General features: G+C 72.0%; 20 protein-coding genes, 3 tRNA genes and 1 pseudogene. 10 read left to right on the forward strand and 14 right to left on the reverse strand.

Annotation, left to right across the window (positions count from 1 at the left end):
• Positions 1–256: 256 nt before the first annotated feature.
• The 3 genes from ACFYPJ_RS00850 to ACFYPJ_RS00860 all read left to right on the forward strand — a co-directional run bounded on the left by ACFYPJ_RS00850 (position 257) and on the right by ACFYPJ_RS00860 (position 2,429).
• On the forward strand, positions 257–1,036 hold the full coding sequence (locus ACFYPJ_RS00850) for an HAD-IIA family hydrolase (protein WP_389008376.1): 780 nt from the start codon (positions 257–259) through the stop codon (positions 1,034–1,036).
• A 92-nt stretch (positions 1,037–1,128) separates the two neighbouring features.
• The gene (locus tag ACFYPJ_RS00855) at positions 1,129–1,749 is read left to right on the forward strand and encodes a hypothetical protein (RefSeq protein ID WP_389008379.1); all 621 of its coding nucleotides are present in this window, start codon (positions 1,129–1,131) and stop codon (positions 1,747–1,749) included.
• A 14-nt stretch (positions 1,750–1,763) separates the two neighbouring features.
• The gene (locus ACFYPJ_RS00860) at positions 1,764–2,429 is read left to right on the forward strand and encodes a sortase domain-bontaining protein (protein WP_389008382.1); all 666 of its coding nucleotides are present in this window, start codon (positions 1,764–1,766) and stop codon (positions 2,427–2,429) included.
• A 476-nt stretch (positions 2,430–2,905) separates the two neighbouring features.
• On the opposite strand, the gene ACFYPJ_RS00865 is transcribed toward ACFYPJ_RS00860, so the two are convergent.
• Positions 2,906–3,628, reverse strand: coding sequence for a FadR/GntR family transcriptional regulator (locus tag ACFYPJ_RS00865; RefSeq protein ID WP_389008385.1), 723 nt, complete (start codon positions 3,626–3,628; stop codon positions 2,906–2,908).
• A gap of 316 nt (positions 3,629–3,944) precedes the next feature.
• Positions 3,945–4,021, reverse strand: a tRNA-Lys gene (locus tag ACFYPJ_RS00870).
• Positions 4,022–4,203: 182 nt separating this feature from the next.
• Between ACFYPJ_RS00870 and ACFYPJ_RS00875 the strand changes: the two genes are divergently transcribed.
• The 3 genes from ACFYPJ_RS00875 (at position 4,204) to ACFYPJ_RS00885 (ending at position 7,412) form a co-directional block, all read left to right on the forward strand.
• Positions 4,204–5,502 carry a peptidoglycan-binding protein gene (locus tag ACFYPJ_RS00875; protein WP_389008388.1) on the forward strand — a complete coding sequence of 433 codons (1,299 nt, stop codon included), beginning with the start codon at positions 4,204–4,206 and terminating at the stop codon, positions 5,500–5,502.
• Between the two features lie 136 nt (positions 5,503–5,638).
• On the forward strand, positions 5,639–6,709 hold the full coding sequence (locus tag ACFYPJ_RS00880) for an SPFH domain-containing protein (protein WP_389008391.1): 1,071 nt from the start codon (positions 5,639–5,641) through the stop codon (positions 6,707–6,709).
• 97 nt (positions 6,710–6,806) lie between these two features.
• Positions 6,807–7,412 (forward strand): lytic polysaccharide monooxygenase, encoded by a 606-nt coding sequence (locus tag ACFYPJ_RS00885; protein WP_389008394.1) that lies wholly within the window; start codon positions 6,807–6,809, stop codon positions 7,410–7,412.
• A 96-nt stretch (positions 7,413–7,508) separates the two neighbouring features.
• On the opposite strand, the gene ACFYPJ_RS00890 is transcribed toward ACFYPJ_RS00885, so the two are convergent.
• Complete coding sequence (locus ACFYPJ_RS00890; protein ID WP_389008397.1) at positions 7,509–8,315, reverse strand: M15 family metallopeptidase; 807 nt, start codon at positions 8,313–8,315, stop codon at positions 7,509–7,511.
• A gap of 101 nt (positions 8,316–8,416) precedes the next feature.
• Here ACFYPJ_RS00890 and ACFYPJ_RS00895 point away from each other — a divergent pair.
• A pseudogene (locus ACFYPJ_RS00895) lies at positions 8,417–10,074 on the forward strand (AMP-binding protein).
• On the opposite strand, the gene ACFYPJ_RS00900 reads toward ACFYPJ_RS00895, so the two are convergent.
• From ACFYPJ_RS00900 to ACFYPJ_RS00930, 7 genes are all read right to left on the reverse strand, one after another.
• Positions 10,040–10,113: transfer RNA gene (locus ACFYPJ_RS00900), tRNA-Lys, on the reverse strand. The pseudogene ACFYPJ_RS00895 and the gene ACFYPJ_RS00900 sit on opposite strands and share 35 nt — an antisense overlap.
• Before the next feature lie 151 nt (positions 10,114–10,264).
• Complete coding sequence (locus ACFYPJ_RS00905) at positions 10,265–11,023, reverse strand: IclR family transcriptional regulator (RefSeq protein ID WP_389008400.1); 759 nt, start codon at positions 11,021–11,023, stop codon at positions 10,265–10,267.
• A gap of 225 nt (positions 11,024–11,248) precedes the next feature.
• A complete protein-coding gene (locus ACFYPJ_RS00910) occupies positions 11,249–11,968 on the reverse strand; it encodes an amino acid ABC transporter ATP-binding protein (protein ID WP_389010051.1) in 720 nt (239 codons plus the stop codon).
• A 52-nt stretch (positions 11,969–12,020) separates the two neighbouring features.
• A complete protein-coding gene (ehuD, locus tag ACFYPJ_RS00915) occupies positions 12,021–12,671 on the reverse strand; it encodes an ectoine/hydroxyectoine ABC transporter permease subunit EhuD (protein ID WP_389008403.1) in 651 nt (216 codons plus the stop codon).
• Positions 12,668–13,396, reverse strand: a complete 729-nt coding sequence (gene ehuC, locus ACFYPJ_RS00920; protein ID WP_389008406.1) for an ectoine/hydroxyectoine ABC transporter permease subunit EhuC — start codon at positions 13,394–13,396, stop codon at positions 12,668–12,670. The genes ehuD and ehuC overlap by 4 nt, the downstream gene beginning before the upstream one ends.
• Entirely contained in the window at positions 13,393–14,310 is a 918-nt protein-coding gene (ehuB, locus tag ACFYPJ_RS00925) for an ectoine/hydroxyectoine ABC transporter substrate-binding protein EhuB (RefSeq protein ID WP_389008409.1), read from the reverse strand. Before ehuB ends, ehuC begins: the two co-directional genes overlap by 4 nt.
• 350 nt (positions 14,311–14,660) lie before the next feature.
• Entirely contained in the window at positions 14,661–15,614 is a 954-nt protein-coding gene (locus ACFYPJ_RS00930) for a D-2-hydroxyacid dehydrogenase (RefSeq protein WP_389008412.1), read from the reverse strand.
• A 453-nt stretch (positions 15,615–16,067) separates the two neighbouring features.
• On the opposite strand from ACFYPJ_RS00930, the gene ACFYPJ_RS00935 reads away from it, so the two are divergent.
• A complete protein-coding gene (locus ACFYPJ_RS00935) occupies positions 16,068–16,799 on the forward strand; it encodes a decarboxylase (RefSeq protein ID WP_389008415.1) in 732 nt (243 codons plus the stop codon).
• A gap of 248 nt (positions 16,800–17,047) precedes the next feature.
• A complete protein-coding gene (locus ACFYPJ_RS00940; protein WP_389008418.1) occupies positions 17,048–18,136 on the forward strand; it encodes an LLM class flavin-dependent oxidoreductase in 1,089 nt (362 codons plus the stop codon).
• Here ACFYPJ_RS00940 and ACFYPJ_RS00945 read toward each other — a convergent pair.
• Complete coding sequence (locus ACFYPJ_RS00945) at positions 18,115–19,956, reverse strand: putative bifunctional diguanylate cyclase/phosphodiesterase (RefSeq protein ID WP_389008421.1); 1,842 nt, start codon at positions 19,954–19,956, stop codon at positions 18,115–18,117. The two genes, ACFYPJ_RS00940 and ACFYPJ_RS00945, sit on opposite strands and share 22 nt — an antisense overlap.
• Before the next feature lie 349 nt (positions 19,957–20,305).
• Between ACFYPJ_RS00945 and ACFYPJ_RS00950 the strand changes: the two genes are divergently transcribed.
• A complete protein-coding gene (locus ACFYPJ_RS00950; RefSeq protein ID WP_389010054.1) occupies positions 20,306–21,517 on the forward strand; it encodes a M6 family metalloprotease domain-containing protein in 1,212 nt (403 codons plus the stop codon).
• 80 nt (positions 21,518–21,597) lie between these two features.
• Here ACFYPJ_RS00950 and ACFYPJ_RS00955 read toward each other — a convergent pair.
• From ACFYPJ_RS00955 to ACFYPJ_RS00965, 3 genes are all read right to left on the reverse strand, one after another.
• Positions 21,598–21,671: transfer RNA gene (locus tag ACFYPJ_RS00955), tRNA-Lys, on the reverse strand.
• Positions 21,662–22,240: a bifunctional DNA primase/polymerase gene (locus ACFYPJ_RS00960; protein ID WP_389008424.1), complete on the reverse strand. Its 579-nt coding sequence runs from the start codon at positions 22,238–22,240 to the stop codon at positions 21,662–21,664. Before ACFYPJ_RS00960 ends, ACFYPJ_RS00955 begins: the two co-directional genes overlap by 10 nt.
• A 159-nt stretch (positions 22,241–22,399) precedes the next feature.
• Entirely contained in the window at positions 22,400–22,771 is a 372-nt protein-coding gene (locus ACFYPJ_RS00965) for a hypothetical protein (RefSeq protein WP_389008426.1), read from the reverse strand.
• Between the last annotated feature and the right edge of the window lie 118 nt (positions 22,772–22,889).

The following is a 22,889-nucleotide window of genomic DNA, read 5'->3' on the forward strand; positions in this document are numbered from 1 at the left end:
ATGCGGCTCCGCCGCGCGGGCGCGACCGGCCCCCACGCTCCCGCGGACGAATACGCACCCGTCAAGGGGCGCGGGGCCCTACGCATATGCGGCTCCGCCGCGCGGGCGCAACCAGCCCCCCACCCCCGCGGACGCGAACCGCACCCATCCCGGCCAACCCAGTGGAACGCTTACGCTAGGGAGGTCGGTACGCCGTGGTTCCGGCGCCCCTGCCCAGACCGTTCCCACACTTCCGCATGCCAGGAGACCGAATCACATGGCAGACAGCAGGCCCGTCGAATCCTGGCTCACCGACATGGACGGCGTGCTCGTCCACGAGGGAATTCCGATCCCCGGCGCCGACGCCTTCCTGAAGAAACTGCGCGAGTCCGGCCGCCCCTTCCTGGTCCTCACCAACAATTCCATCCAGACCCCGCGCGACCTGCACGCCCGGCTCGGCCGGATGGGTCTGGACGTGCCGGTCGCCAACATCTGGACCTCCGCGCTGGCCACCGCCCAGTTCCTCGACGACCAGCGCCCCGGCGGCAGCGCCTACGTCATCGGCGAGGCCGGGCTGACCACCGCCCTGCACGACATCGGGTACATACTCACCGACCAGGAGCCCGACTACGTGGTGCTGGGCGAGACCCGCACCTACTCCTTCGAGGCCATGACCAGGGCGGTACGGCTCATCCTCGGCGGGGCCCGGTTCATCTGCACCAACCCGGACGAGACCGGCCCGTCCACCGAGGGCCCGCTGCCCGCCACCGGCGCCGTCGCCGCACTGATCACCAAGGCCACCGGCAAGAAGCCGTACTTCGCGGGCAAGCCGAACCCGCTGATGATGCGCACAGGGCTGAACGCGATCGGCGCCCACTCCGAGACCAGCGCCATGATCGGCGACCGCATGGACACCGACGTGCTGGCCGGCATGGAGGCCGGGATGCGGACGTACCTGGTGCTCACCGGCCTGACCAGGCCCGAGCACGTCGAGGACTTCCCGTACCGGCCCTCCGAGGTGGTGGGCTCGATCGCGGACCTCGTCGACCGCATCTGAAAACCTTGTGACCCGAACGGAGCAGCCGGACGCCGCCGGGGATGCGGTCCGACGGCTGCCGGGGGAGCCTCCAGATATCTGGAGGTTTCACGATGGGCTCACTACCCCTCACTCTCGGTACCGGAATCCTCGTCGTCGCCGTGCTCACCCCGTCGGCGTACGCGGCGGACGGCGGGGTCTCGGTGGCCCCGTCCGCCCCCGCCCCCGGCGGCGACGTGGCCGTACGGGTCAGCGGCTGCGACGCGCGGACCGGCACCGCGGTCTCCGACGCGTTCGCCACGGACGGCACCCTCAGCGGCCCGGACGGCACGCTGGGCGGCCGGAGCCGGATCAGCCGGGCGGCCTCGCCCGGCCCCTACGACATCCGGGTCACCTGCGGCGACACCCAGCTCACCGGCACGGTGACGGTGACCGGCGCGGACTCCGCCCCTGGCGCCGCACCCCCCTCTCCCGTATCTCCCGTATCTCCTGCCTCTCCCGCGGCCCCTTCCTCACCTTCCTCACCTTCTTCCCCTCCCTCTCCCGCATCCCCTGCCTCCTCCGCCACCCCCGCCGACCTGGGCGCCGAGGACGCCGCCTACTTCGCCTCCGTCGACACCCACCCGACCGGTCCCGGCCTCGCGCAGGCGATCATCGGGTTCGCCCTGGTCGGCGTCGCCGCGGTCGCCGTCGGGCTGCGCAGCGCCCGCCGCAAGCGTGGCGGCAAGGACTGAGAGCGCCGCCCGCCATGCCAGACCGCGTACGAACCACCGGGGCCGGCCGGCTGGCCACCGGCACCGCCTGGGCGCTGCTGCTGCTCGGACTGTGGCTGTGGGGCCGCGAGGCGACCGACGTACCGCCGGGGGTCTTCGCCCCCACGACCGGCGACATGGCCGCGGTGGGACGCCCCGCCGCGGCCGAACTCCCGCCGCAGGCAGAGCCGTTGCCGGACGCGTCGCCCCAGCGGCTGGAGATCCCCGGACTCGGGGTGCGGGCGTCCGTCGTAGCCGGCAGTCCGGACGTGCGATCCGCGGCCGGCCCCCCGTCCTGCCCCCAGCCGTCCGGGTCGGTGACCTGGCATGCCGCCGGGACCGGACCGGGAGCGGCCGGCGCAGCGGTCCTGGTGGGCGCCGCGGACACCGGGACCGGGCCCGCCGTCTTCCACCGGGTCGGCGCGCTGCGGCCCGGCGAACAGGTCCGGGTGGCCCGCGCCGACGGCACGGTCGCCGAGTTCACCGTGGACGACGTGCGGGTGCCGGCCCGCGACCACTTCGACGCGGATCAGGCGTACGGGCCGCGCCGGGCCGGCCGTGCCGAACTGAGGCTGGTCACCTGCGGCGACTTCGACCGGGCCGACGACGGCTACCCGGCGAACGTGGTGGTGTCGGCGTATCTGACCGGAACCGGCCGGTGAGGCGCCGGTCGTGTCCTCCATCACCACCTGGCCCGGTCGGCGGCCAACTCCCCCCGAAGCCGCCGACCGGGCCGGTCCTCGACCGCGGACGCCCGGGCTGCGGGAAGGGCCCGGCGATCGGCGCGGGAGGCCGGTGGAAACCACGGCGGACGTCCAGCCGGCCCGGGGCCGGGGCCGCCTGAACCCACTCAGGAAAGAAACTCTAGACGCCCGGGAGGCCCCGGCCTAGGGAGAGTTGACGCCAAGTCCCGCACCGGTGGCTCTCCGTCACCCCCACAGCATGGGGGCAGGGGGTCGTGACCGTCCGGTTGCTGGTGCCCCCTCGGCATCCGCTCATGGGCGGGGCCCTCTCCCCGCCGATCCGGCAACCGGCTGCCTTCCCCCCCCCCAAGTGCCGCGAATCGGCGGCAGCTTGAGCAATCAGGTTTCTACGGTGTCCAGCATGATGGCAAGATGCCAAAGGCGGTGTTCACCAGTCATACGGGTTCATTGTGGAGCGTGCGAGGATCCTCTGGGCGTGTCGTGACAATGCTGGACAGGCGGGCGCGGATGTTGTCGAAGTGGTCTCTTATGGCCTGTTCCGCCCGTACGGCGTCGCCAGAGCGGACCGCGTCCAGGATCTCCCGGTGCTGCCGGCAGGTGACCCGCGGATCCTGCGGTACGTCCACCAGGTCCCGCTGGACCCGGTGGAAGACGTCCCAGAACGCCTCCAGCACCTCGCTCAGCAGGGCGTTGTCCAGCCCCCGGTAGAGGGCGGCGTGGAAGGCCCGGTCCGTCTCGGCGAGGCCGGCCCCGTGTCCGGACCGCTCGTCCATCCGGTCGACGAGCGCGGTCAGCTCCACCAGGTCGGCCTCGGGCAGCCGCCCGGCCAGCCGGGAGACGAGGCCTGCCTCCATCGCCTCGCGCAGTTCGAGCAGTTGGACCAGGGAGTCCTCGCCCCGGTGGTGTCCGGCGACCGTGCGGAAGGTGAGGCCCTCGACCATGGGGGCGAGGGACATCGGGCCGACGTAGGTACCGAAGCCGTGCCGGATCTCCACGATGCCCATCGCCTGGAGGGCCTTCAGCGCCTCGCGTACCGAGTTCCGGCTCGCGCCGAGGAACTCCATCAGCTCGGGCTCGGTCGGCAGCGGTGACCCGGAGGGCAGCCGCCGGTCGACGATGAGCTTCTTGATCCGCTCCTGGAGGTCTCGGGCTGCCATGGGCAGAGGGTATCCGGCCAGGATGTCGGGGGATCCTTCGCCCATGGGGGCAATCGGCTCGGCCGGTGAGTGAGCGGCTCGGCGATCCGGCGATCCGGCGATCCAGCGGCCCGGTGGCCCGGCGGGCCGGAGCGCCGTGCATGGCGCGTGCGCCGGGTGGGCGTGACGGGGCCGGGACGGGGACGTGACGGGTGCAGGGGAGAGGTATACGGGGCCGGGACGGGAGGTGGCAGGGTCCCGCAGCCCCTCCGCACCCGGGAAACACGAACGGGCGCCCTCGAACATCGAGGACGCCCAGGTCAGCGTGGTGCTGTAGTGGTGCGCCGCCAGGGACTCGAACCCCGGACCCGCTGATTAAGAGTCAGCTGCTCTAACCAACTGAGCTAGCGGCGCCTACTGACACGAGAACTCTACCCGACCCCCAGGTGTGCTCCCGACCGCGATCGGGCGGCGCGGGGGTGCCCTGTGGGGCGTACATCATTCGGACCGTCAACATGCGCGCCGCGATGACAGTTGAGAAACTGATCAACGTGCACAGATGCGAACATTTCACCCCGGAATGGGAGAGGGATCGCATGGCGACTCCGGTATTCGAGGAATTCGATCCCGCGAGCGATTGCGACTGTCCGGGCTGCGTTCACTGGCGGCGGGTGAGCCCGCGTTCCCTGCCCGGCCGGCTCGGCGGGCACCCGGCCTCCCGGCGGGCCCTGGTCGTGGCCGCCGCCACGTCGGCCGCCCTCGCCGCGGGCCACCCGGCATCCGCCCTCGCCGCACCGCCCGCCCCGCCGGGGCCGCACCGCGCTGGGCTGCCGGCCGGCCCGGAACCCGGCACCCCGCAGGGCGGGAAGGGCCCGTTGCACGGCGGGGGCGGCGCGTCCTCACCGCCGGCCCATCCGCGCGCCCTCACCCGTGCGGAGATCATCAACCGGGCCAAGACCTGGGTCGACGCCAAAGTGCCGTACAGCATGTCCAAGTACTGGTCCGACGGTTACCGCCAGGACTGCTCGGGCTACGTCTCGATGGCCTGGGGGCTGCAGCGCAACGAGTGGACGGGCAGCCTCGGCGGCTTCGGCGTGAAGATCAAGAAGTCGGATCTGCAACCCGGCGACATCCTGCTGTTCCACAACGCCGCCGACCCCGAGAAGGGCTCGCACGTCGTCATCTTCGGCGGCTGGACGGACTACACGCACACCTACTACACCGCCTACGAGCAGACGCCCCCGCACACGCGCAGACTGGCCACCCCGTACGCCTACTGGAGCCAGTCCGGCAAGTACGTCCCCTACCGCTACAAGAGCCTCAAGGCGGGCGCGGCCGGCGCCGAGCCGGGTGCCGCGGTCAGGGCCGGGCCGTTCCCGGGGGCCGCGTACTTCGGACCCGGGACGGAGAACAAGTACGTCACCCAGCTCGGCGAACTGCTGGCGGCCCGCGGCGCCGGGGCCTACTACGCCGACGGTCCCGGGCCGCGCTGGTCGGACGCGGACCGGCAGGCGACCCAGGCGTTCCAGCGGGCCCAGGGCTGGAGCGGCGCGGACGCGGACGGGCTGCCCGGACCGCGTACCTGGGAACTGCTGGCCGGCGGGAAGGGCAAGGACATCCGGACGGCCCCGGCCGGTGCACCCGCCTCGCACGGTGTGCCCGGCTATCCCGGCCGGAACCTGTTCCGCCCGGGCGCGGACAACCCGTACGTCACCCGGCTGGGGCAGCGGTTGGCCGAGAAGGGGTACGGCCGTTACTACACCACCGGGCCGGGACCGCGCTGGGGCGAGGAGGACCGGCGGGCCGTCGAGGCGTTCCAGCGCGCCCAGGGCTGGCGGGGCGGCGCGGCGGACGGCTCTCCGGGGCCGGAGACCTGGCGCCGGCTGTTCCGTTAGGCCGCCGCCCCGCCCTGCCAGGACCGCCGCGCCTCGCCCCGCCGCCGTCCTGCCCCCGCCCCGTCCCGTTTCTGTCACTCACTCACTCATTCACTCACCTGTCATGACGCATCTGGCGCGGAGGCTGGAGGCACGCATGAGTACGACGACGTCACACACGCCCGAATCGGAGGGACCCGTCGAGGGGCCGTCCCGTCCGGTCCGGCTGATCCAGAACGAGGCGACCACCGAGATCCCCGTCCACCTGCTGTTCCGCGACGACCCCGACCCGGTGTCGGCACCGGTCAAGCCGGCGGTGGTGGCCCGCCGTCAGGGCACCGGCGAGCAGCCGCGGCTCAGGCGTGCGGGTCCGGTCCGGGCCCGCACGGTGCCCCAGGCCGACCCCGAACTGGCGGAGTGCCCGGCGCGGGTGCTGCCCGGGATCGCGGGGGTGCTCGCCGGTCTGGGCGGGGCGGCCGGGTGTCTGGCCACCTCCTGGTGGGCGGGCGCGGGGCCGGGTCCGGCCCAGTGGGCGGCGTACGCGGGTGCCGGGGCGCTCGGCGCGCTGGGCTTCGGCGGCCTCGCCCGGGGCGCGGCCGGCCGGGCCTTCGTACTGGCCCTGTTCGGCCGCTATCAGGGGACCGTGCGGCGTACCGGTCTGCTGTGGGTCAATCCGCTGCTGCGGCGCCGCCGGGTCGACGTGCGGCTGCGGCACTGGCGCAGTGAGCCGATGCCGGCCGCCGACGGCCGCGGGGTCGGGCTGCGGGTGGTGGTCCTGGTGGTGTGGCGGGTGCGGGACACCGCGCGGGCCGTGCTGGGCGTGGCGGACCACGAGGCGTATCTGCGGGACTGCGTCGAAGCGGCGCTGGCCCGGGTGCCGGTGGACATGCCGGGCGGGGTGCGGGGCGCGGTGGAGGCGGCCGGGGAGGCGCTGACCCGGCTGGTGGCGGCGGACGCGGCGGGCATCGGGCTTGAGGTGTTCTCGGTGCAGCCGGTGCGGGCCGAGTACGCGCCCGAGGTCGCCGCGGCGATGCACCGGCGCCGGATCGCGTCGCTGGACGCGCAGCAGCGTTCGTCCATGCTCACCTCGGTCGTGGACTCGGTGGAGGACACGGTGACCCGGCTGACCATGCGCGGGCTCGTCGAACTCGACGACTACGAGCGCAAGGTGCTGGTGCGGGACCTGACGGTGGCCTTTTGTTCGAGCCGTACGGAGTCCGCACCGTGATTGGTGTGGACATGTTCAACTGATGGCAATATTCTGCTACTTGGTCTAGACCTGCACGGCTCACTGAACTTCCCCCACGTTCTCCAGGAGCGGCAGCATGCGTACACAGACCAAGTTGTCCGCCGTCGTGGTGGGTCTGGCCACCGCCGGAGCCTTTGTGCTCTCCTCCGGCGGGGCCAGCAGCCACGGCTACACGGACCTTCCCATCAGCAGGCAGAAGCTCTGCCAGAACGGAACGGTGGCGAACTGCGGCGCCATTCAGTGGGAGCCGCAGAGCGTCGAGGGTCCGAAGGGCTTCCCGGCCGGCGGTCCCGCCGACGGCCAGCTCTGCAACGGCGGTCTGAGTCAGTTCGCCGACCTCAGTTCGCCGACCCAGCCGTCGGGTGCGGCCTGGCCGACCACCAAGGTGACAGGCGGACAGAGCTACACCTTCCGCTGGCAGTTCACCGCACGGCACGCCACGACGGACTTCCGGTACTACGTCACCAAGCAGGGCTGGAACCAGAACCACGCTCTGGCCCGCTCGGACCTCAACACGACACCGTTCCTGACGGTGCCCTACAACAACCAGCAGCCGCCGGCGACGCTGTCGCACAGCGGCACCCTGCCGGGCGGCCTGAGCGGACACCACGTCATCCTCGCGGTCTGGACGATCGCCGACACGGGCAACGCGTTCTACGCCTGTTCGGACGTCACGTTCTGATCCCGTCCGGGTGAGACCCGCGTGCGCCGGCGCGGCGGCGACCGACGCGCGCGGGTCGATGTGCCGAGCCGGGATCCGGCATCGGCGGGCGGGGCGTCAGTTCAGCGACGATGCCGCGATCGGGAAGTCGAAGTACGTGTCCGGGTAGGGCTCGTCGTCCAGGGTGTAGTGCCACCACTCCACCGGCAGATTCGTGAATCCGGCCGCTGCCATGGCGGACTTCAGCTTCAGCCGGTTCGCGTGCGGCGCACCGGTCACGCGCGGGTCGAGCGTGTTCGCCAGGGTGTCGAAGCAGTCGTAGCCGGTGCCCATGTCGATGGAATTGTCGGGAAACCGCTCCTCCTGGCCCGCGTAGCACGGCACCAGGGGCTGACCCGGTACGTAGGGCGGCGTGGCCTTCGCGGGCAACTTGACGATCGTCAGGTCCAGGGTGCTGCCTCGGCTGTGTCCGGACCGCTCGGCGATGTATCCGTCGGTGAACAGGTCCTTCTTGTCCTCGTCGGGGTAGAACTCGGCCTTCATGGCCTGGTCGTCGAGGTCCTCGGCCCAGGCGACGAAGTGGTCGACGGCACGTTGCGGGCGGTAGCAGTCGTAGACCTTCAGGGAGTGACCCGTTCTGAGCAGTTTCTGCTGCACCCGGTGCAGGGCCCGGGCCGCCGGCCTGGTGAGGATGCACATCGGCTGCACATACCCGTCGACGGGCTCCCCGACGAAATTGTGCGGGGTGGCGTAACGGATCTCCTGGATGATGCTGGAATCCACCGAGGCGAGCGCCACGAAGCCGGGCGGGGCCTTGCCGTCGTCGGCGACCGCCTCGTGCCCCGGCAGGGCGAGGAGCGAAGCCGCCGACAGGGCGACGACGGACAGCATGCGTGACCTGACGGAGCGCTGGTAGTTCTGCATGCCTGTCCTATACCAGCGGCCCGCCGCCCCGGGGGAGCCCCGGGAAGTCCACGTCCGGCAACCCTCCACAACTGACGATACGTCAGTTACCGTGCCCGTCCATGGAGTCCAACAGGCGTACGGTGGCGGAGCTGGTCGCGGCGCGCTGGGGTGACCGGCGGCCCGGGCTGTGGTTCGAGGAGACGGTGCTGAGCCACCACGAGGTGGCGGCCGGCGCCGCCGCCCGCGCCGCGCTCCTTGCCGACCTGCTGCCGGCCGGCGCCGAACCGCACGTCGGCGTGCTGCTCGACAACACCCCGGAGTTCCCGCAGTGGCTGGCCGCCGCCGCCCTCGCGGGGGCCGCGGTCGCCGGGATCAACCCCACCCGCCGGGGCCCCGAACTGGCCCGCGACATCCTGCACACCGCCTGCCCGCTGCTGGTCACCGAACGGGCCCACCTGCCGCTCCTGGACGGCCTCGACCTGCCCGGCGTACGGCTGCTGGTCACCGACACCCCGGACTACGCCGACCTGCTCGCCCCGTACGCCGACGCCGAACCCGACCCCGCCCGGGCCGCCCCCGGCGACCGCGTCCTGCTCTACTTCACCTCCGGCTCCACCGGCGCTCCCAAGGCCGCGATCTGCACCCAGGGCAGGCTGGCCGCCGCCGGACGCTCCCTCGTCGACCAGTTCGGCCTGGGCCCGGACGGCGTGCACTACATCTGCATGCCCCTCTTCCACGGCAACGCGGTGATCGCCGACTGGGCGCCCGCGCTGGTGTCCGGCGCCGGGGTGGCGCTGCGCCGGCGGTTCACCGCGTCGGGCTTCCTTTCGGACGTACGCCGGTTCCGGGCGACGTACTTCACCTATGTCGGACGGGCCGTGCAGTACGTCCTGGCCACCGAGTCCCGTCCGGACGACGCGGACAACCCGCTGCGCCTCGGCTTCGGCACCGAGGCCGGGGCGGTGGAGGCAGCGGCCTTCGCGCGGCGGTTCGGGGTGCGGCTGGTGGAGGGGTACGGCTCCTCCGAGGGCGGCGCGGCGGTGCAGTGGACCCCGGGCACCCCCGCCGGGGCGGTGGGGCGCGGGGCGCCCGGGCTGGCCGTCCTCGACCCGGACAGCGGCGCGGAGTGCCCGCCCGCCCGTTTCGACGGCGCCGGCCGGCTGCTCAACGGCGACGAGGCGATAGGCGAGCTGGTCAACCGGGGCCCGAGCCCCTTCGAGGGCTACTGGCGCAATCCGGCCGCGGAGGCCGAGCGGACGCGCGGCGGGTGGTACTGGACCGGGGACCTGTTCTGCCGCGACGCGGACGGCTACCTCTACTTCGCCGGCCGGGCCGACGACCGGCTGCGCGTCGACAGCGAGAACCTGGCCGCCGCGATGATCGAGAACATCCTCGCCCGCTACCCGGGCGCCGAGGCCGTCGCCGTCTACGCGGTACCCGACCCGGTCACCGGTGACCAGGTGATGGCGGCCCTCTCCGGCACCTTCGACCCGGCCGGCTTCGCCGACTTCCTCGCGGCCCAGCCGGACCTCGGGACCAAGATGGCGCCCCGGTTCGTCCGGCTGGTGGAGCGGATGCCGGTCACCGCCACGAACAAGATCCACCGGGCCGGGCTGCGCCGGGAGGGGCTGCGGTGCGCCGATCCGGTGTGGTGGCGGCCGCCGGGCGAGCAGGCGTACCGGAGACTGACCGCACAGGACGCCGAAGGGCCCCTCGTCGGAACGAGAGGCCCTTCACCCAGGTGCGCCGCCAGGGACTCGAACCCCGGACCCGCTGATTAAGAGTCAGCTGCTCTAACCAACTGAGCTAGCGGCGCCTGACTCCCGCCACCCACTGCTTTTGGGTGGCGACGAAGAAAATACTACCTGGTCCGCGCGGGTGCTCCGGACCATCCCCGCACCCTCTCGGCGGTGTGGTCCACACCAGTGGTGCCCGGGCTCCGGCAGGCGCCGCCGCCTGCCGGAACACTAGATCGCCAGCGAGAGCAGCACCGGTGCCGCGCCGCGGTTCAGGGTGTCCGCGGCCTGCCGCAGCCGGTGCGCGTGCTCCACCGGCAGGGACAGTGCGAGACAGCCCACTGAGGAGCCCGCCGTGACCGGGACCGCCGCGCAGACCGTGCCGACCGCGTACTCCTGGAGGTCCAGGACGGGCACCGTCGCCGGCTGGGACTCCAGACGGGACAGCAGCAGCCGGTCGCTGGTGATGGTGCGCGAGGTGAGCCGGGCCATCTTGTGCCGGGCCAGGTGGTCGCGGCGGCCGTCGTGGTCGAGCTGGGTCAGCAGGCTCTTGCCGAGCGCCGTCGCGTGCGCGGAGGAGCGGAAGTCGACCCACTCGTTGACCGCGGGCGTGGCCGGACCGTCCGCATACTGGGTGATCCTGACCTCGCCGTCCACGTACCGGCTCAGATAGACCGCCGCACCGACCGAGTCGCGCAGCCTGACCAGCATGTGCTGGAGCTTCTCGCGCAGCGCCTGCTCCCGGCCGTGCGCGGAGCCGAGGCGGCGCAAGGCGTCGCCGGTGACGTAGGCGCCGTCGGCGCCCTGCTCGACGTACCCCTCGCGGCGCAGCATGCGCAGCAGCGCGGTCAGCCGGTCGGGACCCAGGCGGGTCAGGCGGCCCAGCTCGGTGTCGGTGACGCCGGTGGTGTGCCGTGCCACCGTCTCCAGGACGCGCAGGGCGTCCTGGGCCGAGTGGTACGGGGCGGTCGGCTCGTGCTTCAGCGCCACAGTGGCCCCCTGCGCTCGCTCTCAGTGCCGCAATCCAGACAGTGGATCGTTTCCACGATAACCGGCAAGAGGCCGGTACGGAGGGGGCGTTCACGAGATCACCGGGCCCCTCGACCGGGGCGCCGCCACGTCAGCATATGCCCATGACACGCTCCGGCCGGTGACCAGCAGTAACGCCCCCTTCACCTGCTGCAATTGCAGCGCCGTACGAGGGAAAAATCTCGGTCACAGGACGGCGCTCAGGAACTCGCGCGTGCGGTCCCGCTCCGGGTCGCTGAAGATCCTCTCCGGCGTCCCCGCCTCGATGATCCGCCCGGAGTCGAACATCAGGACCTGGTCGGAGATGTCCCGGGCGAAGCCCATCTCGTGGGTCACGCACAGCATCGTGATGTCCGTGCTGCGGGCGATGTCCCGCAGCAGGTCCAGCACGCCCGCGACCAGCTCGGGGTCGAGCGCCGAGGTCACCTCGTCCAGCAGCAGCACCTGCGGCCGCATGGCCAGCGCCCGCGCGATCGCCACCCGCTGCTGCTGCCCGCCGGAGAGCTGGGACGGGCGCATGCCGCACTTGTCGCTGAGGCCGACCAGCTCCAGCAGTTCGCGGGCCCGCGCCTCCGCCTCGTCCTTGGACAGGCCGAGCACGGTGACCGGGGCCTCCATGATGTTGCGCAGCACCGTCATGTTCGGGAACAGATTGAACTGCTGGAACACCATCCCGATCTTCTTGCGGACCTCCCGGACCTCCTTCTCGGTGGCCGGGAACAGCTGCTGCCCGGCGACCGTGATCGTGCCCTCGTCGGGCTTGGCCAGCGTCATCAGCAGCCGCAGGATCGTGGTCTTGCCGGAACCGGACGGACCGATCAGGGTGACGTGCCGGCCCGGCTCGACGGACAGGTCGAGCCGGTCGAGGACGGTGTGGTCCCCGAACCGCTTGGTCACGCCCTCCATCCGGATGAGCCGGGTCCGACTGTTCTCGGCGATGGCCGACTGCTTGCGGGTCTCAACGGACAAGGCGACGCTCCAGGGTGCGCAGGAGAAGGGAGGCCAGGTAGGAGATGACGATGAAGGCGACGCCGATCACCGTCACCGGTTCGGTGAACTGGAAGTGCTGCTGGGAGAAGAGACGTGCCTGCCCCAGCAGCTCCAGCACGGTGATCGTCAGCAGGATGGGCGTGTCCTTGAGCATCGAGATGACGTAGTTGCCCAGCGGCGGGACCACCCGGCGGATCGCCTGCGGCAGGATCACCGCCGTCCAGGTGCGCCGCACGGGCAGGTTCAACGCCGTCGCGGCCTCCCACTGGCCGGCCGGTACCGCGTCGATGCCGGCCCGGTAGACCTGCATCGTGTACGTCGAGTAGTGCAGCCCGATCGCGACGACACCGGTGGTCAGCGCGGAGAAGGCCACGCCCCACTCGGGCAGCACGTAGAAGAGGAAGAACAGCTGCACCAGCAGCGGGGTGTTGCGGACGAACTCCGTCACCACCCCCACCGGCCAGCGCACCCAGCGGGTGGGCGTCCACATCAGCAGCGTCCACACCAGCCCCAGGCTGAAGGAGAGCAGCGAGCCGAGCGCCAGCGCCTCCAGGGTGACCAGCAGTCCGTCCCAGAAGTGCGGCAGGAAGTCACTGACGGCGTTCCAGTCCCAGGTCATGCGACACCTCCGTCGGTGGCACCCACGCCGGTCGTCCTGGCCCGTTTGGCCGCGCGTGCCTCCTGCTCGGTCCCGGGATCCTTGCCGACCCCGGCCCGCAGCCGCTTCTCCAGCGCCCGCATCAGCCGGGTGATCACGAAGGCGATCACGAAGTAGATCAGCAGGACGTACGTGTAGACCTCCGCGCTCCGCTGGAGCGCCAGGCGTACCAGGTTGGCGCTGAACGCCAGGTCACCCATGCCCATGACGGACACCAGCGCGGTGCCCTTGAGCAGCTCGACCACCAGGTTGCAGAAGGTCGGGATCATCTCCGGCACCGCCTGCGGCAGCAGGATGAGCCGCAGCCGCTGCCAGGGCGTGAAGCTGAGGGCGATACCGCCCTCCTGCTGCGCCGTGTCGACCGCGTTCAGCGCGCCGCGCACGATCTCCGAGCCGTACGCGCCGTAGGTCAGCCCGAGCGCCAGCGTGCCCGCCCACAGCGGGACCAGCTGCCAGCCGAAGGCGATCGGCAGCACGAAGAACACCCAGAAGATCATCACGAGGGCCGAGGTGCCGCGGAACACCTCGGTGTAGAAACCGGCGACGAAACGGACGATCCACAGCCGGTGGGTGCGCGCGATGCCGACGACGAAGGAGACCGCGGCGGCCAGCAGCGCGCCGAGGACCAGGAGCTGGACGGTCGTCCAGACTCCCTTGAGTACGAGTTCCCAGAGCCCGGTGGTCATCCGCCGCACAGCTCCTTCGCGGTGAGGTCGGTCATCTCGTCCTTCGTGAACCCGAACGGCCGCAGGATGCGCAGCAGCTCGCCGCTCCGCTTCAGCTTGTGCAGTTCGGTGTTGAAGGCGTCCCGGAGCTTCGTCTCGGTGGGCCGGAAGGCGAACGCGCCGCCGTCCATGTGCGGTTTGCCGTCCACGAGCGGTGCGAAGGCCGCGGTGGCCTCCGTCTTCGCGGACTTCTTCACCACCTCGCGGGTGGTCAGGGCGGTCCCGGCGAACACGTCGACGCGCCCGGCCTCGACCGCGTTCAGCCCGGCCACCTGGTCCGGGACGATCAGGATGTCGTCCTCCTTGTACCCGGCGTCGACCGCGTACTGGATTTCGGCGTATCCGGTTCCGGTCGCGAATTTGGCCTTCTTCGCGACGACGTCCTTGTAGTTGTGCAGCCCTTTCGGATTGCCCTTGCGCACGATGAAGGAATCGAGCATCTGGTAGTCGGGATCGGCGAAGATCACCTGTGCGCAGCGCTCGGGATTCACATACATCCCGGCAGCCACGACATCGAACTGCTGTGAATTCAGCCCCGGGATCAGCGAACCGAACTCGGTCGGCACAGGCTGCACGGTGTCCACACCGAGCCGCTTGAAGACGGCCCTCGCCAGCTCCGGTGCCTCACCGGTCAGCCGGCCGTCCGTGTCGATGTAGCCGAAAGGTATCTCGCCCGCGATCCCGAGCCGTACGACGCCCTGCGCCCGCAGCCGGGCCAGCAGATCACCGCCGTTCTCCGTGGACGCCGTGGCCACGCGTGAGCAGCCCGCCGCGCCCAGCACGCCGAGCGCCGCGACGCCCGCGAGCACCGTCCGTCGGCTGTGTCTGTGTTCGTGACCGGTCGTGTGTACGCCGTTCCCAAGTGGTGGAGCCATGGCGGCGCGGCTACCCGGGTTCACGTGGGTCATGCCCCCGGGATTGCCCGACGGATTTCACAACCACCCGATTCCTGGAAATTTCGCCGGTCGCGTGGACGCCTGCGATCAGGCCCCGGTTCCGCGCGCCCCACGCCGATCGCCGGTACCGCGGCTATGTGATCCGTACCGCGGTTTTCCGACTACGTCACCGCGGTCCAGTGACATTTATCACGGGAAATGCGGGCAAAGGCGCGATTCATGGTGGGGCCACGTCGTTCATGCCCCCGAAGTCACCCCGGAGAACCAGAGGGGCCGGAAAATCCTGCCGGTGTGCCCCGCGTCACCCGCTCGGGTACGGGCCGGGGCGGTCAGTGCCCCGGCACGTACCCGCGCTTCTTGTCGACCACGTTCACCAGGGCCCGGCCCGCCGCCCACCGCTCGTACAACTCCACGAACTGCGCGCCCAGTTCGTCCCGCCAGCCGACCGTGTCCCCGCTCATGTGCGGGGAGACGATCAGCCCGGGCGCCCGCCACAGGGGGCTTTCGAGCGCGAGCGGTTCGGTGGCGAACACGTCCAGGGCCGCACCCGCGATCCAGCGCTTGGACAGCGCTTCGACGAGCGCGTCCTCGACGACCAGCTGTCCACGGCCGACGTTGATGAAGTGCGCCGAGGGCTGCATCACACCGAAGCGCCGGGCGTCGAACATGCCGTACGTCCGCTCGGTCAGCGGCGCCGCCGCGATCACCCAGTCCGCACGCGACACCAGCCGGTCCAGGTCGTCGGGGCCGTGGATGCCGGTGCGCGGTACGCGGCCGACGACCGCGGACTGCACCTCCAGGGCCTTGAGCGTGCGGGCGATCGTCCGGCCGACGGGCCCCGCGCCAACCACGCACGCGCGCGTGCCGGCCAGCCGCCGGGTCTCGCGGTGCCGCCAGATCCGCTGCCGCTGGAGGCCCAGGGTGCGCGGCAGGTCCTTGGCGATCGCCAGCACGAGCGCCGCCACGTACTCGGCGACGGGCCGCTCGAAGATCCCGCGCGCGTTGGTCACCACGGTGTCCGACCCGGCCAGCTCCGGGCACAGCAGATGGTCGACGCCCGCGCTCGCCGTGTGCACCCAGCGCGGGCGCGGACCCTCACCCGGCCAGGCCGCGCGGACCGCGTGCGAGGCGAAGTCCCAGACCAGCAGGATGTCCGCCGTCGGCAGCAGCCCGGCGAGCGTGCTCTCGTCCGCGTGCACGACGCGGGCACGGCCGGTGAGCCGGCCGAGGCGGGGCAGGGGGTCGGCGTCGAGGACGAGGAGCGTCGGTACGGGCGTCGGCAAACCGTTCCTCCGGATTCCGGTGCGGAAGACAGGGCGGGGCGGGGCGGACCGGGCGGAGCGGTGTGGCACACGGGCTGACATGCCCGGATTGACCACGCTCGCACCCGAACCTGCCCCCGTCAACACGGCCGCGAAAGGGCGCGGTTGCCCGCCCGTGCCCTGCCCGCGGACCGTTGCCCACCCTGGCCGTGTCCCCGCTCTTTCGGCCCTGTCCCAGCGTTCCCCCGGACGACGGGCCGTCGCTGCCCGCCGGCGACCCGCCGACCGGACGCGCAGCCACGTCCCCCGCGCTTCGGCCAAGCAGGTAACGGTGTGGGCGGTGCCGCACCCGGCTGGGTACCCGAGAACGGTGGGGCCGTACCCGGCGCCGCGCCGGGCCGCCCCGCCCACGGGCGGTGGGGCGAGGCGGCGCCGGGACGGTCCGTACCGCCGAGAACCGCAGGAGGGCTGGACATGACCGCACTCGGATTCCTCTACCCGGGGCACTCCGCAGAGGACGACTATCCGCGCATCGAGCAGCTCCTGGGCAGCGACATCCGGCTGGACCTGGTCCACACCGGCCGGTGCGAGGACACCGACCGGGCCCATCCGCTGGGCCGTCTGGGCGCACCGGAGCCGCTGGCGGCGGGCGTCGAGGAACTGCGGCTGTCCGGCGCCGAGGCGATCGTGTGGGCGTGCACCAGCGGCAGCTTCGCGTACGGCTGGGAGGGCGCCCACGAGCAGATCCGCGCCCTCGCCATGGCCGCGGGCATGCCGGCCTCCTCGGCGTCCTTCGGTTTCGTGCACGCGGTGCAGGAGATCGGGGTGCACCGGGTGGCGATCGGCGCGGCCTACCCGGACGAGACGGCCGAGCTGTTCGCGGACTTCATGCGGGCCGCCGGTGTCACGGTGACCGGAGTGCGGTCGTCCGGGACCGGTACGGCCGCGGCGGCCGGTGGCTGGGGCGAACGCGAGCTGTTCGAGCTGGCCGGGCAGGCGGACCGGACCGACGCGGAGGCACTGCTGCTGCCGAACACGGCCCTGCACACGGTGGCCCACCTGCCCGCACTGGAGAAGGAACGGGGCAAACCGGTCCTCACCGCCAACCAGGTCACGGTGTGGGAAGCGCTGCGGCTGACGGACCGCAGGGTGAACGCCCCGAAGCTGGGCTCCCTGTTCACCCGGGAACCGATCATCCAGGTCTGAGGCCCGGTCTTCGTCCCGCGCCGCCGCGTTCCCTTGTCCGTACGTCCTGCCCGTTCCCGCTGCCCTTACCACGCCCTGTCCGCCTGGCCTTCTGCCCGCTTGTCCCCGCCTGTCCGTCCGGCCTCCTGGCCGCGCAGAATCCGTGCCACCCCCACAGGCCCCGGGAATAAACCGGAGTCACCCTCCTGTTCCCCCCGGAACACTGCGCACAGCCGCGCAGCGCACGGCGAAACACAGGAGGCAGCACCGTGGCGGCAGACGAGATCCGGGGGACGGCCCACGGGACCGCACCCGTCCCCCTCTCCGTACTGGACCTGGTGACCGTGGGGGCGGGCAGCACCGCCACCGACGCACTGCGCACCAGCGTCGCGCTGTCCCGGTTCACGGAGGCGCGCGGCTTCCACCGGTACTGGGTCGCCGAGCACCACTCGATGCCCGGTGTCGCCTCCTCCTCGCCGGCGGTGATCCTCGCCCACCTCGCCGCCCACACCGAGCGGATCAGGCTCGGCTCCGGCGGCGTGATGCTGCCCAACCACGCACCCCTGGTGATCGCCGAGCAGTTCGGCACGCTGGAGGCGCTGGCACCGGGGCGGATCGACCTCGGCCTCGGGCGGGCGCCGGGCACCGACGGCGCCACCGCCGCCGCGCTGCGCCGCTCCGACTCCCTGGGCGAGGGCGCCGACGACTTCCCGCAGCAACTCGCCGAGCTGACCCGGTTCCTGGACGACGACTTCCCGGACGGCCACCCCTACGGCCGGATCCACGCCATTCCGGGCCCGGTGCAGGGCAGCGCGCCCGGCGGTGTCCAGTCCCCGCACCGGCCGCCGGTCTGGCTGCTGGGCTCCTCCGGCTTCAGCGCCCAGCTCGCCGCCATGCTCGGCCTGCCCTTCGCCTTCGCCCACCACTTCTCCGCGCAGAACACCGTCCCGGCCCTCGACCTGTACCGGGAGCACTTCCGCCCGTCCGAGGTGCTCGACGAGCCCTACGCCCTCATCGGCGTCTCCGCCCTCGCCACCGACGACGAACGGGAGGCGCGTCGGCAGACCCGGGCGATGGGGCTGAACATGGTCCGGCTGCGCACCGGCCGGCCCGGTCTGTTCCCCGGCCCGGAGGAGGCCGAGCGGCACGAATTCACCCCGTTCGAGGAGGACTTCGTCTCTTCCTGGAGCGGCAACGTCGTGCACGGCAGCGCCGAGGAGGTGCGGGCCGGCCTCGACGCGCTGCACAAGCGCACCGGCGCCGACGAGCTGATGATCACCACCCACGCCCACCACGGCGACCTGCGGCTGCGCTCGTACGAACTGATCGCGGACGTCTACGGATTGCCCACGGCGTAGGACTGCGACGCCAGCAGTTCGGAGATGCGGTCCGGGGACACCGGCCGGGAGTAGAGCCAGCCCTGGCCGGTGTCGCAGCCGATGTGGCGCAGCCGGTTCGCCTGGGCGGAGGTCTCCACGCATTCGGCGGTGACGGTGAGGCCGAGCCGGTGGGCCAGCTGGATCATCGCCTCCACGACGACCTCGTCGGCCGGATTCGGCTGGTCGCCGGGGTCGTCGTACTGGAAGCCGCGCACGAACGAGCCGTCCAGTTTGAGGACCGACACCGGCAGCCGGCTCAGATAGGCGAGGTTGGAGTAACCGGTTCCGAAGTCGTCGATGGCGATGCGTACGCCCATGTCGCTCAGCGCCTGCAGGGCCTCCAGCGGGCGGCCCGCCGAGCCCATCACCGCCGACTCGGTCAGCTCCAGTTGCAACAGGTGCGGGGCCAGCTCCGTCCGGGCGAGGGCGTCCGCCACGTCGGCCACCAGGTCGGAGTCCCAGATCTGGCGGACCGCCACGTTGACGCTCACGAAGATCGGCGGTTCGCCCGGGTGGGCCAGTTGCCAGCGGCGTGCCTGGCGGCAGGCGGTGACCAGCGCCCAGCGGCCGAGCGGCACGATCGAACCGTCCTCCTCGGCCAGCCCGATGAACCGATTCGGCGTCAACGTGCCGAACTGCGGGTGGTGCCAGCGGGCCAGCGCCTCCACCCCGCTCAGCCGGCCGTCCTCCATGCCGACCAACGGTTGGTACTCCAGGGCGAATTCACCGCGGTCGATGGCGGGGCGCAGCGCGGAGGAGAGGGCCTGCCGGGTCATGCGGTGCGCGTTGCGTTCCGGGTCGAACAGCGTCCAGCGGCCCTTTCCGTCGGCCTTCGCCCAGTACAGGGTGGTGTCGGCGGCCTGCATCAGACCGGTGGCGGTCGTGCCGGCCGCGTGCCGCTCGACGACCCCGATGGAGGCCGTCAGCGACAGCCGCCGGCCCATCAGGTCGAAGGGGTCCCGCAGCGCGGTCAGCGTGGCCTCGGCCAGTTCGGCCAACTGGTCGGTGCCGGTCGAGTCCTCGACGAGCAGGGCGAATTCGTCGCCGCCGAGCCGCGCCACCAGCGGGGTGCCCGCCCGTCCGGCGCCGGCGTCGTCCGCGACCCGGGTCAGCCGCTCCGCCACGGCGGCCAGCAGCCGGTCGCCGACCCGGTGGCCGAGAGTGTCATTGACCACCTGGAAGCCGTCCAGGTCGAGGTAGCACAGCCCGATCCGGCCGGTTCCGCCCTGTTCGTAGGCGTCCGTCTCCAGCGCCGCCGTCAGCCGCTCGAAGAACAGCGTGCGGTTGGGCAGCCGGGTCACCGGGTCGTGCATCTGCAAGTGCCGCAGCCGCGCCTGGAGTTCCCGGCGGGCGCTGATGTCGGTGACGGAGAGCAGGATGCCCTCCTCGGGTCCGGTGAGCGGGGCGATGGTGACCTGCACCCACACCGAACGGCCGTCGGGCTGCTTCACCCGCCGGGTGCACCGCAGCCGCGCCTGCCGTCCGCGCAGCACCTCGCGGTAGGCGTGCCAGGCACGGGCGTCGGAGGCCAGGTCGACCAGGTCGGCCGCGACCCGCCCGGTCAGCCCGGCGGCGTCGGTGCCGAGCAGTTCGCCGAGGGCGTCGTTGGCGCTGACCACCAGGCCGCCCCGGTCGACGACGGCCATGCCCAACGGCGCGGCCGTGAAGACGGAACGGTAGGTGTGGGACGGTGCCCCGGCCCGCGGCCGGGCACCGGGAGGCGTACTGTTGTCACTCTCTGTGACGGCGGACCGGTCGAGGTCTGCCGCGGGCGTCGGCCCTTCGGACGTTCCGCTCACCGCTCGCTCCCGCCGTGCACTCGATCGCTGTCCGTGCAGGAAAGTGTGCCGATCATAGAGGCTGGCCCGAGGGCCGTGCAGCCACCTTCCAGTGTCCCTGATGGACCCACCGTTCTGACAGATCGTTTCTGCCCGTGCCTGGACCGGTTCTGCGGGCCCCCGACCGCTTGTGACGTTCCGTGAGTGATTCGGGGTGTCGGTCGTTCAGGGATGGTCACCCTTCTGGTGCAGACAAACAGGGCGTTATGCGGCAAAATGCCCCAAGCTGGGTGCGGTGTCCCGTGCAACCGCACCCGGAGGTGCTCCTTTGCCGCCCCATCTGCGCAGTGCCGCCGCCGTGTTCACCACGATGTCGGCGCTCGCCGCGACGTCGATCCTCACCGTCCCGTCGGTGGCCGAGCCGTTCTCCACGGCTCCGTGCGCCCTGCCGCGGACCGACGCCCACCACTCCGAGGGGGTGGACACCTGGAACCCCGCCTACACCCGGCCGACCCGCCCGCTCGACGCCGTGATGGTGTTCCTCTCCTTCCCGGACTCCGTCCCACGCAGCACACCCGCCCAACTGGCCGCCGACCACTTCCCCGGCACCAGCCGCTTCTTCGAGCAGGTCTCCTATGGCCGGTTCACGCTGCGTCCGCATCCGCTGGACCACTGGATCCGCATGCCGAACCCGTCGGCGTCGTACGCCATAAAGCGTGACTGGAACGCCGCGCAGCGCGCCGCCTATCTGCGGGACGCGTTCGCGGTGGCCGACCCGGAGGTCGACTTCTCGCGCTACGACGTCGTCTACTTCGTGGCCGACCCGGACGCGCCCGGCGTGGACTCCGACGCGACGAAGGTGGTCAACCTGGACGCCCCGGTGCGGGTGGACGGCAAGGAGATCCGCCGGGTCGTCACGGTCTTCGAGCGGCATCCGCCGGACCGGCTGGTTCTCGCGCACGAGACCGGGCACGTCTTCGACCTGCCGGACCTCTACCACCGCCCTGCGGACGAGCAGGGCGACTGGGACACCTACGTGGGCGACTGGGACCTGATGGGCAGCCAGTTCGGTCTGGCGCCCGACCTGTTCGCCTGGCACAAGTGGAAACTCGGCTGGCTCGAACCCCGCCAGGTGGTGTGCGTACAGGGTGCCGGGCCGACCCGGCTGACGCTGGAGCCGCTGGGTGCCGGGGAGACCCCGGCCGGCGCGGCCGCCGGAACGCCGGCGTTCGGGCTGGGCGGCGGGGTGAAGCTGGCCGTCGTGCGCACCGGGCCGGACAGCGCGCTGGCCTTCGAGGCGCGCGGCCCGGCCGGACCGGACAGCGGGATCTGCCACCAGGGCGTGCTGGTCTACCGGGTGCACAGCGCGGCGGCCTCCGGCGACGGCCCGATCGAGGTCGTGGACGCCCACCCGCGCACCGAGGGCTGCTGGGAGGGCTCGGTCTACCCGCCGCTCGCCGACGCCCCGGTCGCGCTGGGCGAGAGCTTCACCGTGCCGGGGGACGGCGTACGGGTGGAGGCCGAGGCCAGGACGGCGTCCGGCGCCTGGACGCTGAAGATCACGCCGAAGGTCGGGATCTGAACGTGCCGGACAGCGCAGACGGACAGCGGAAACACGGAAGGGTTCACGCTTGTGGCGTGAACCCTTCACCGTCATCACTGTGCGCCGCCAGGGACTCGAACCCCGGACCCGCTGATTAAGAGTCAGCTGCTCTAACCAACTGAGCTAGCGGCGCCTGCTGACGTCGTAGACCTTAGCACCCTGCTCGGCGGGAGGAAAAATCGATATCCGCACGGTTTCCCGGGCCGCCCGGACCGCCGCCCAGAGCGCGACCTCGGGCCCGGGCAGCCACGGGTGACGGCTGTCGGGGGCGACCAGCCAGCGCGAGTCGTCGCGGGCGTCGGACCGCTCGGCGTCCGCGGTCCGCAGCGCCGGTACGGTCACCGCGTCCCCGGTGCCGTGGCACAGCAGCGGCGGCACACCGCAGGTACGGCCCCCGCAGCCCCGCTCCTCCCAGGCCAGCAGCGAGGGCAGCCGCTGTGCCGTGCCCGGGGCGGTGAACAGCAGCACCCGGCCGCGGAACACCGCGACCGGTCCGGACCCCGGGCCCTCGGCCCACAGCCGGTCCAGCATCCGGCGGCCGAACACCGCCGGTGCGCTGACCACGTCGAAGACGGTGCCGCAGGGCAGGACGAGCGGGGTGTCCGGACGTTCCTCCCACAGGGCGAGCGTGCTCCGCGGATACGTTCCTGCGGAGACGAGCCAGGCGGCGCCGTCAGCGGTGACCTTCCGTGTGCTGCTCATGACCCATAGGTCTACCGCCGGTGAAATCCCGATCGCGCTGAGTTGCGGAAATTCGGGACGTGGCGGTGTAAGAGGGAGTATCTTGCCCGCTTGGCATATGCCCTGGGCGGGTGGCGCGACACGGCGTGACACCCGCCCGGCACGCGCGGGCCCCGGGCCTCACACCGGATCGGCGGTGCCGCGGTCCTCGGTGTCGACCCCGCGCATCAGGTCCCGGCCGAACTCCACCATCTTCTTCGCATAGTCCTCGGTCCACTCCGCCCGCTCCGCGATGTCCGCGGGCGTCAGCCGGTCGAAGCGGCGCGGGTCGGCCAGCTGGGCGGCGGCGACGGCCTGGAACTCGACGGCCCGGTCGGCGGCGGCGCGGAACGCCTGGGCCAGCTCGGTCGCCCGCGCCAGCAGGGCCCGGGGATCGTCCATCGACTCCAGGTCGAAGAAGTGCTCGGGATCGGCGACCGCCGCCACGGGCTCGAAGAGCAGGGGCGCGGGGCGTAGCCGCGGTTCGTTCCGTCGCGGCGTGGGCTCCGCCATGTCTCGTCCTCCTCGTACGGTTCGGTCGGCCGCCCTCAGGCTGCGCCACCCACCATTCTCCCGCGTGCCCGCAAGCCCCCCTCGCGGGCGGCGGCAGACCGGGTGACCGGGGCCCGGC

Origin of the sequence: Streptomyces sp. NPDC006012 (assembly GCF_042871185.1) — a bacterium.
In the GTDB taxonomy this organism is placed as follows: Bacteria; Actinomycetota; Actinomycetes; order Streptomycetales; family Streptomycetaceae; genus Streptomyces.

What these genes read in the sequence shown, in the direction of transcription:
- ACFYPJ_RS00850 (WP_389008376.1), top strand. Translation starts at nt 257, where the DNA reads ATGGCAGACAGCAGGCCCGTCGAATCCTGGCTCACCGACATGGACGGC.
- ACFYPJ_RS00855 (WP_389008379.1), top strand. Translation starts at nt 1,129, where the DNA reads ATGGGCTCACTACCCCTCACTCTCGGTACCGGAATCCTCGTCGTCGCC.
- ACFYPJ_RS00860 (WP_389008382.1), top strand. Translation starts at nt 1,764, where the DNA reads ATGCCAGACCGCGTACGAACCACCGGGGCCGGCCGGCTGGCCACCGGC.
- ACFYPJ_RS00865 (WP_389008385.1), bottom strand. Translation starts at nt 3,628, where the DNA reads ATGGCAGCCCGAGACCTCCAGGAGCGGATCAAGAAGCTCATCGTCGAC.
- ACFYPJ_RS00875 (WP_389008388.1), top strand. Translation starts at nt 4,204, where the DNA reads ATGGCGACTCCGGTATTCGAGGAATTCGATCCCGCGAGCGATTGCGAC.
- ACFYPJ_RS00880 (WP_389008391.1), top strand. Translation starts at nt 5,639, where the DNA reads ATGAGTACGACGACGTCACACACGCCCGAATCGGAGGGACCCGTCGAG.
- ACFYPJ_RS00885 (WP_389008394.1), top strand. Translation starts at nt 6,807, where the DNA reads ATGCGTACACAGACCAAGTTGTCCGCCGTCGTGGTGGGTCTGGCCACC.
- ACFYPJ_RS00890 (WP_389008397.1), bottom strand. Translation starts at nt 8,315, where the DNA reads ATGCAGAACTACCAGCGCTCCGTCAGGTCACGCATGCTGTCCGTCGTC.
- ACFYPJ_RS00910 (WP_389010051.1), bottom strand. Translation starts at nt 11,968, where the DNA reads ATGGAGGGCGTGACCAAGCGGTTCGGGGACCACACCGTCCTCGACCGG.
- ehuD (WP_389008403.1), bottom strand. Translation starts at nt 12,671, where the DNA reads ATGACCTGGGACTGGAACGCCGTCAGTGACTTCCTGCCGCACTTCTGG.
- ehuC (WP_389008406.1), bottom strand. Translation starts at nt 13,396, where the DNA reads ATGACCACCGGGCTCTGGGAACTCGTACTCAAGGGAGTCTGGACGACC.
- ehuB (WP_389008409.1), bottom strand. Translation starts at nt 14,310, where the DNA reads ATGGCTCCACCACTTGGGAACGGCGTACACACGACCGGTCACGAACAC.
- ACFYPJ_RS00935 (WP_389008415.1), top strand. Translation starts at nt 16,068, where the DNA reads ATGACCGCACTCGGATTCCTCTACCCGGGGCACTCCGCAGAGGACGAC.
- ACFYPJ_RS00950 (WP_389010054.1), top strand. Translation starts at nt 20,306, where the DNA reads ATGTCGGCGCTCGCCGCGACGTCGATCCTCACCGTCCCGTCGGTGGCC.
- ACFYPJ_RS00960 (WP_389008424.1), bottom strand. Translation starts at nt 22,240, where the DNA reads ATGAGCAGCACACGGAAGGTCACCGCTGACGGCGCCGCCTGGCTCGTC.
- ACFYPJ_RS00965 (WP_389008426.1), bottom strand. Translation starts at nt 22,771, where the DNA reads ATGGCGGAGCCCACGCCGCGACGGAACGAACCGCGGCTACGCCCCGCG.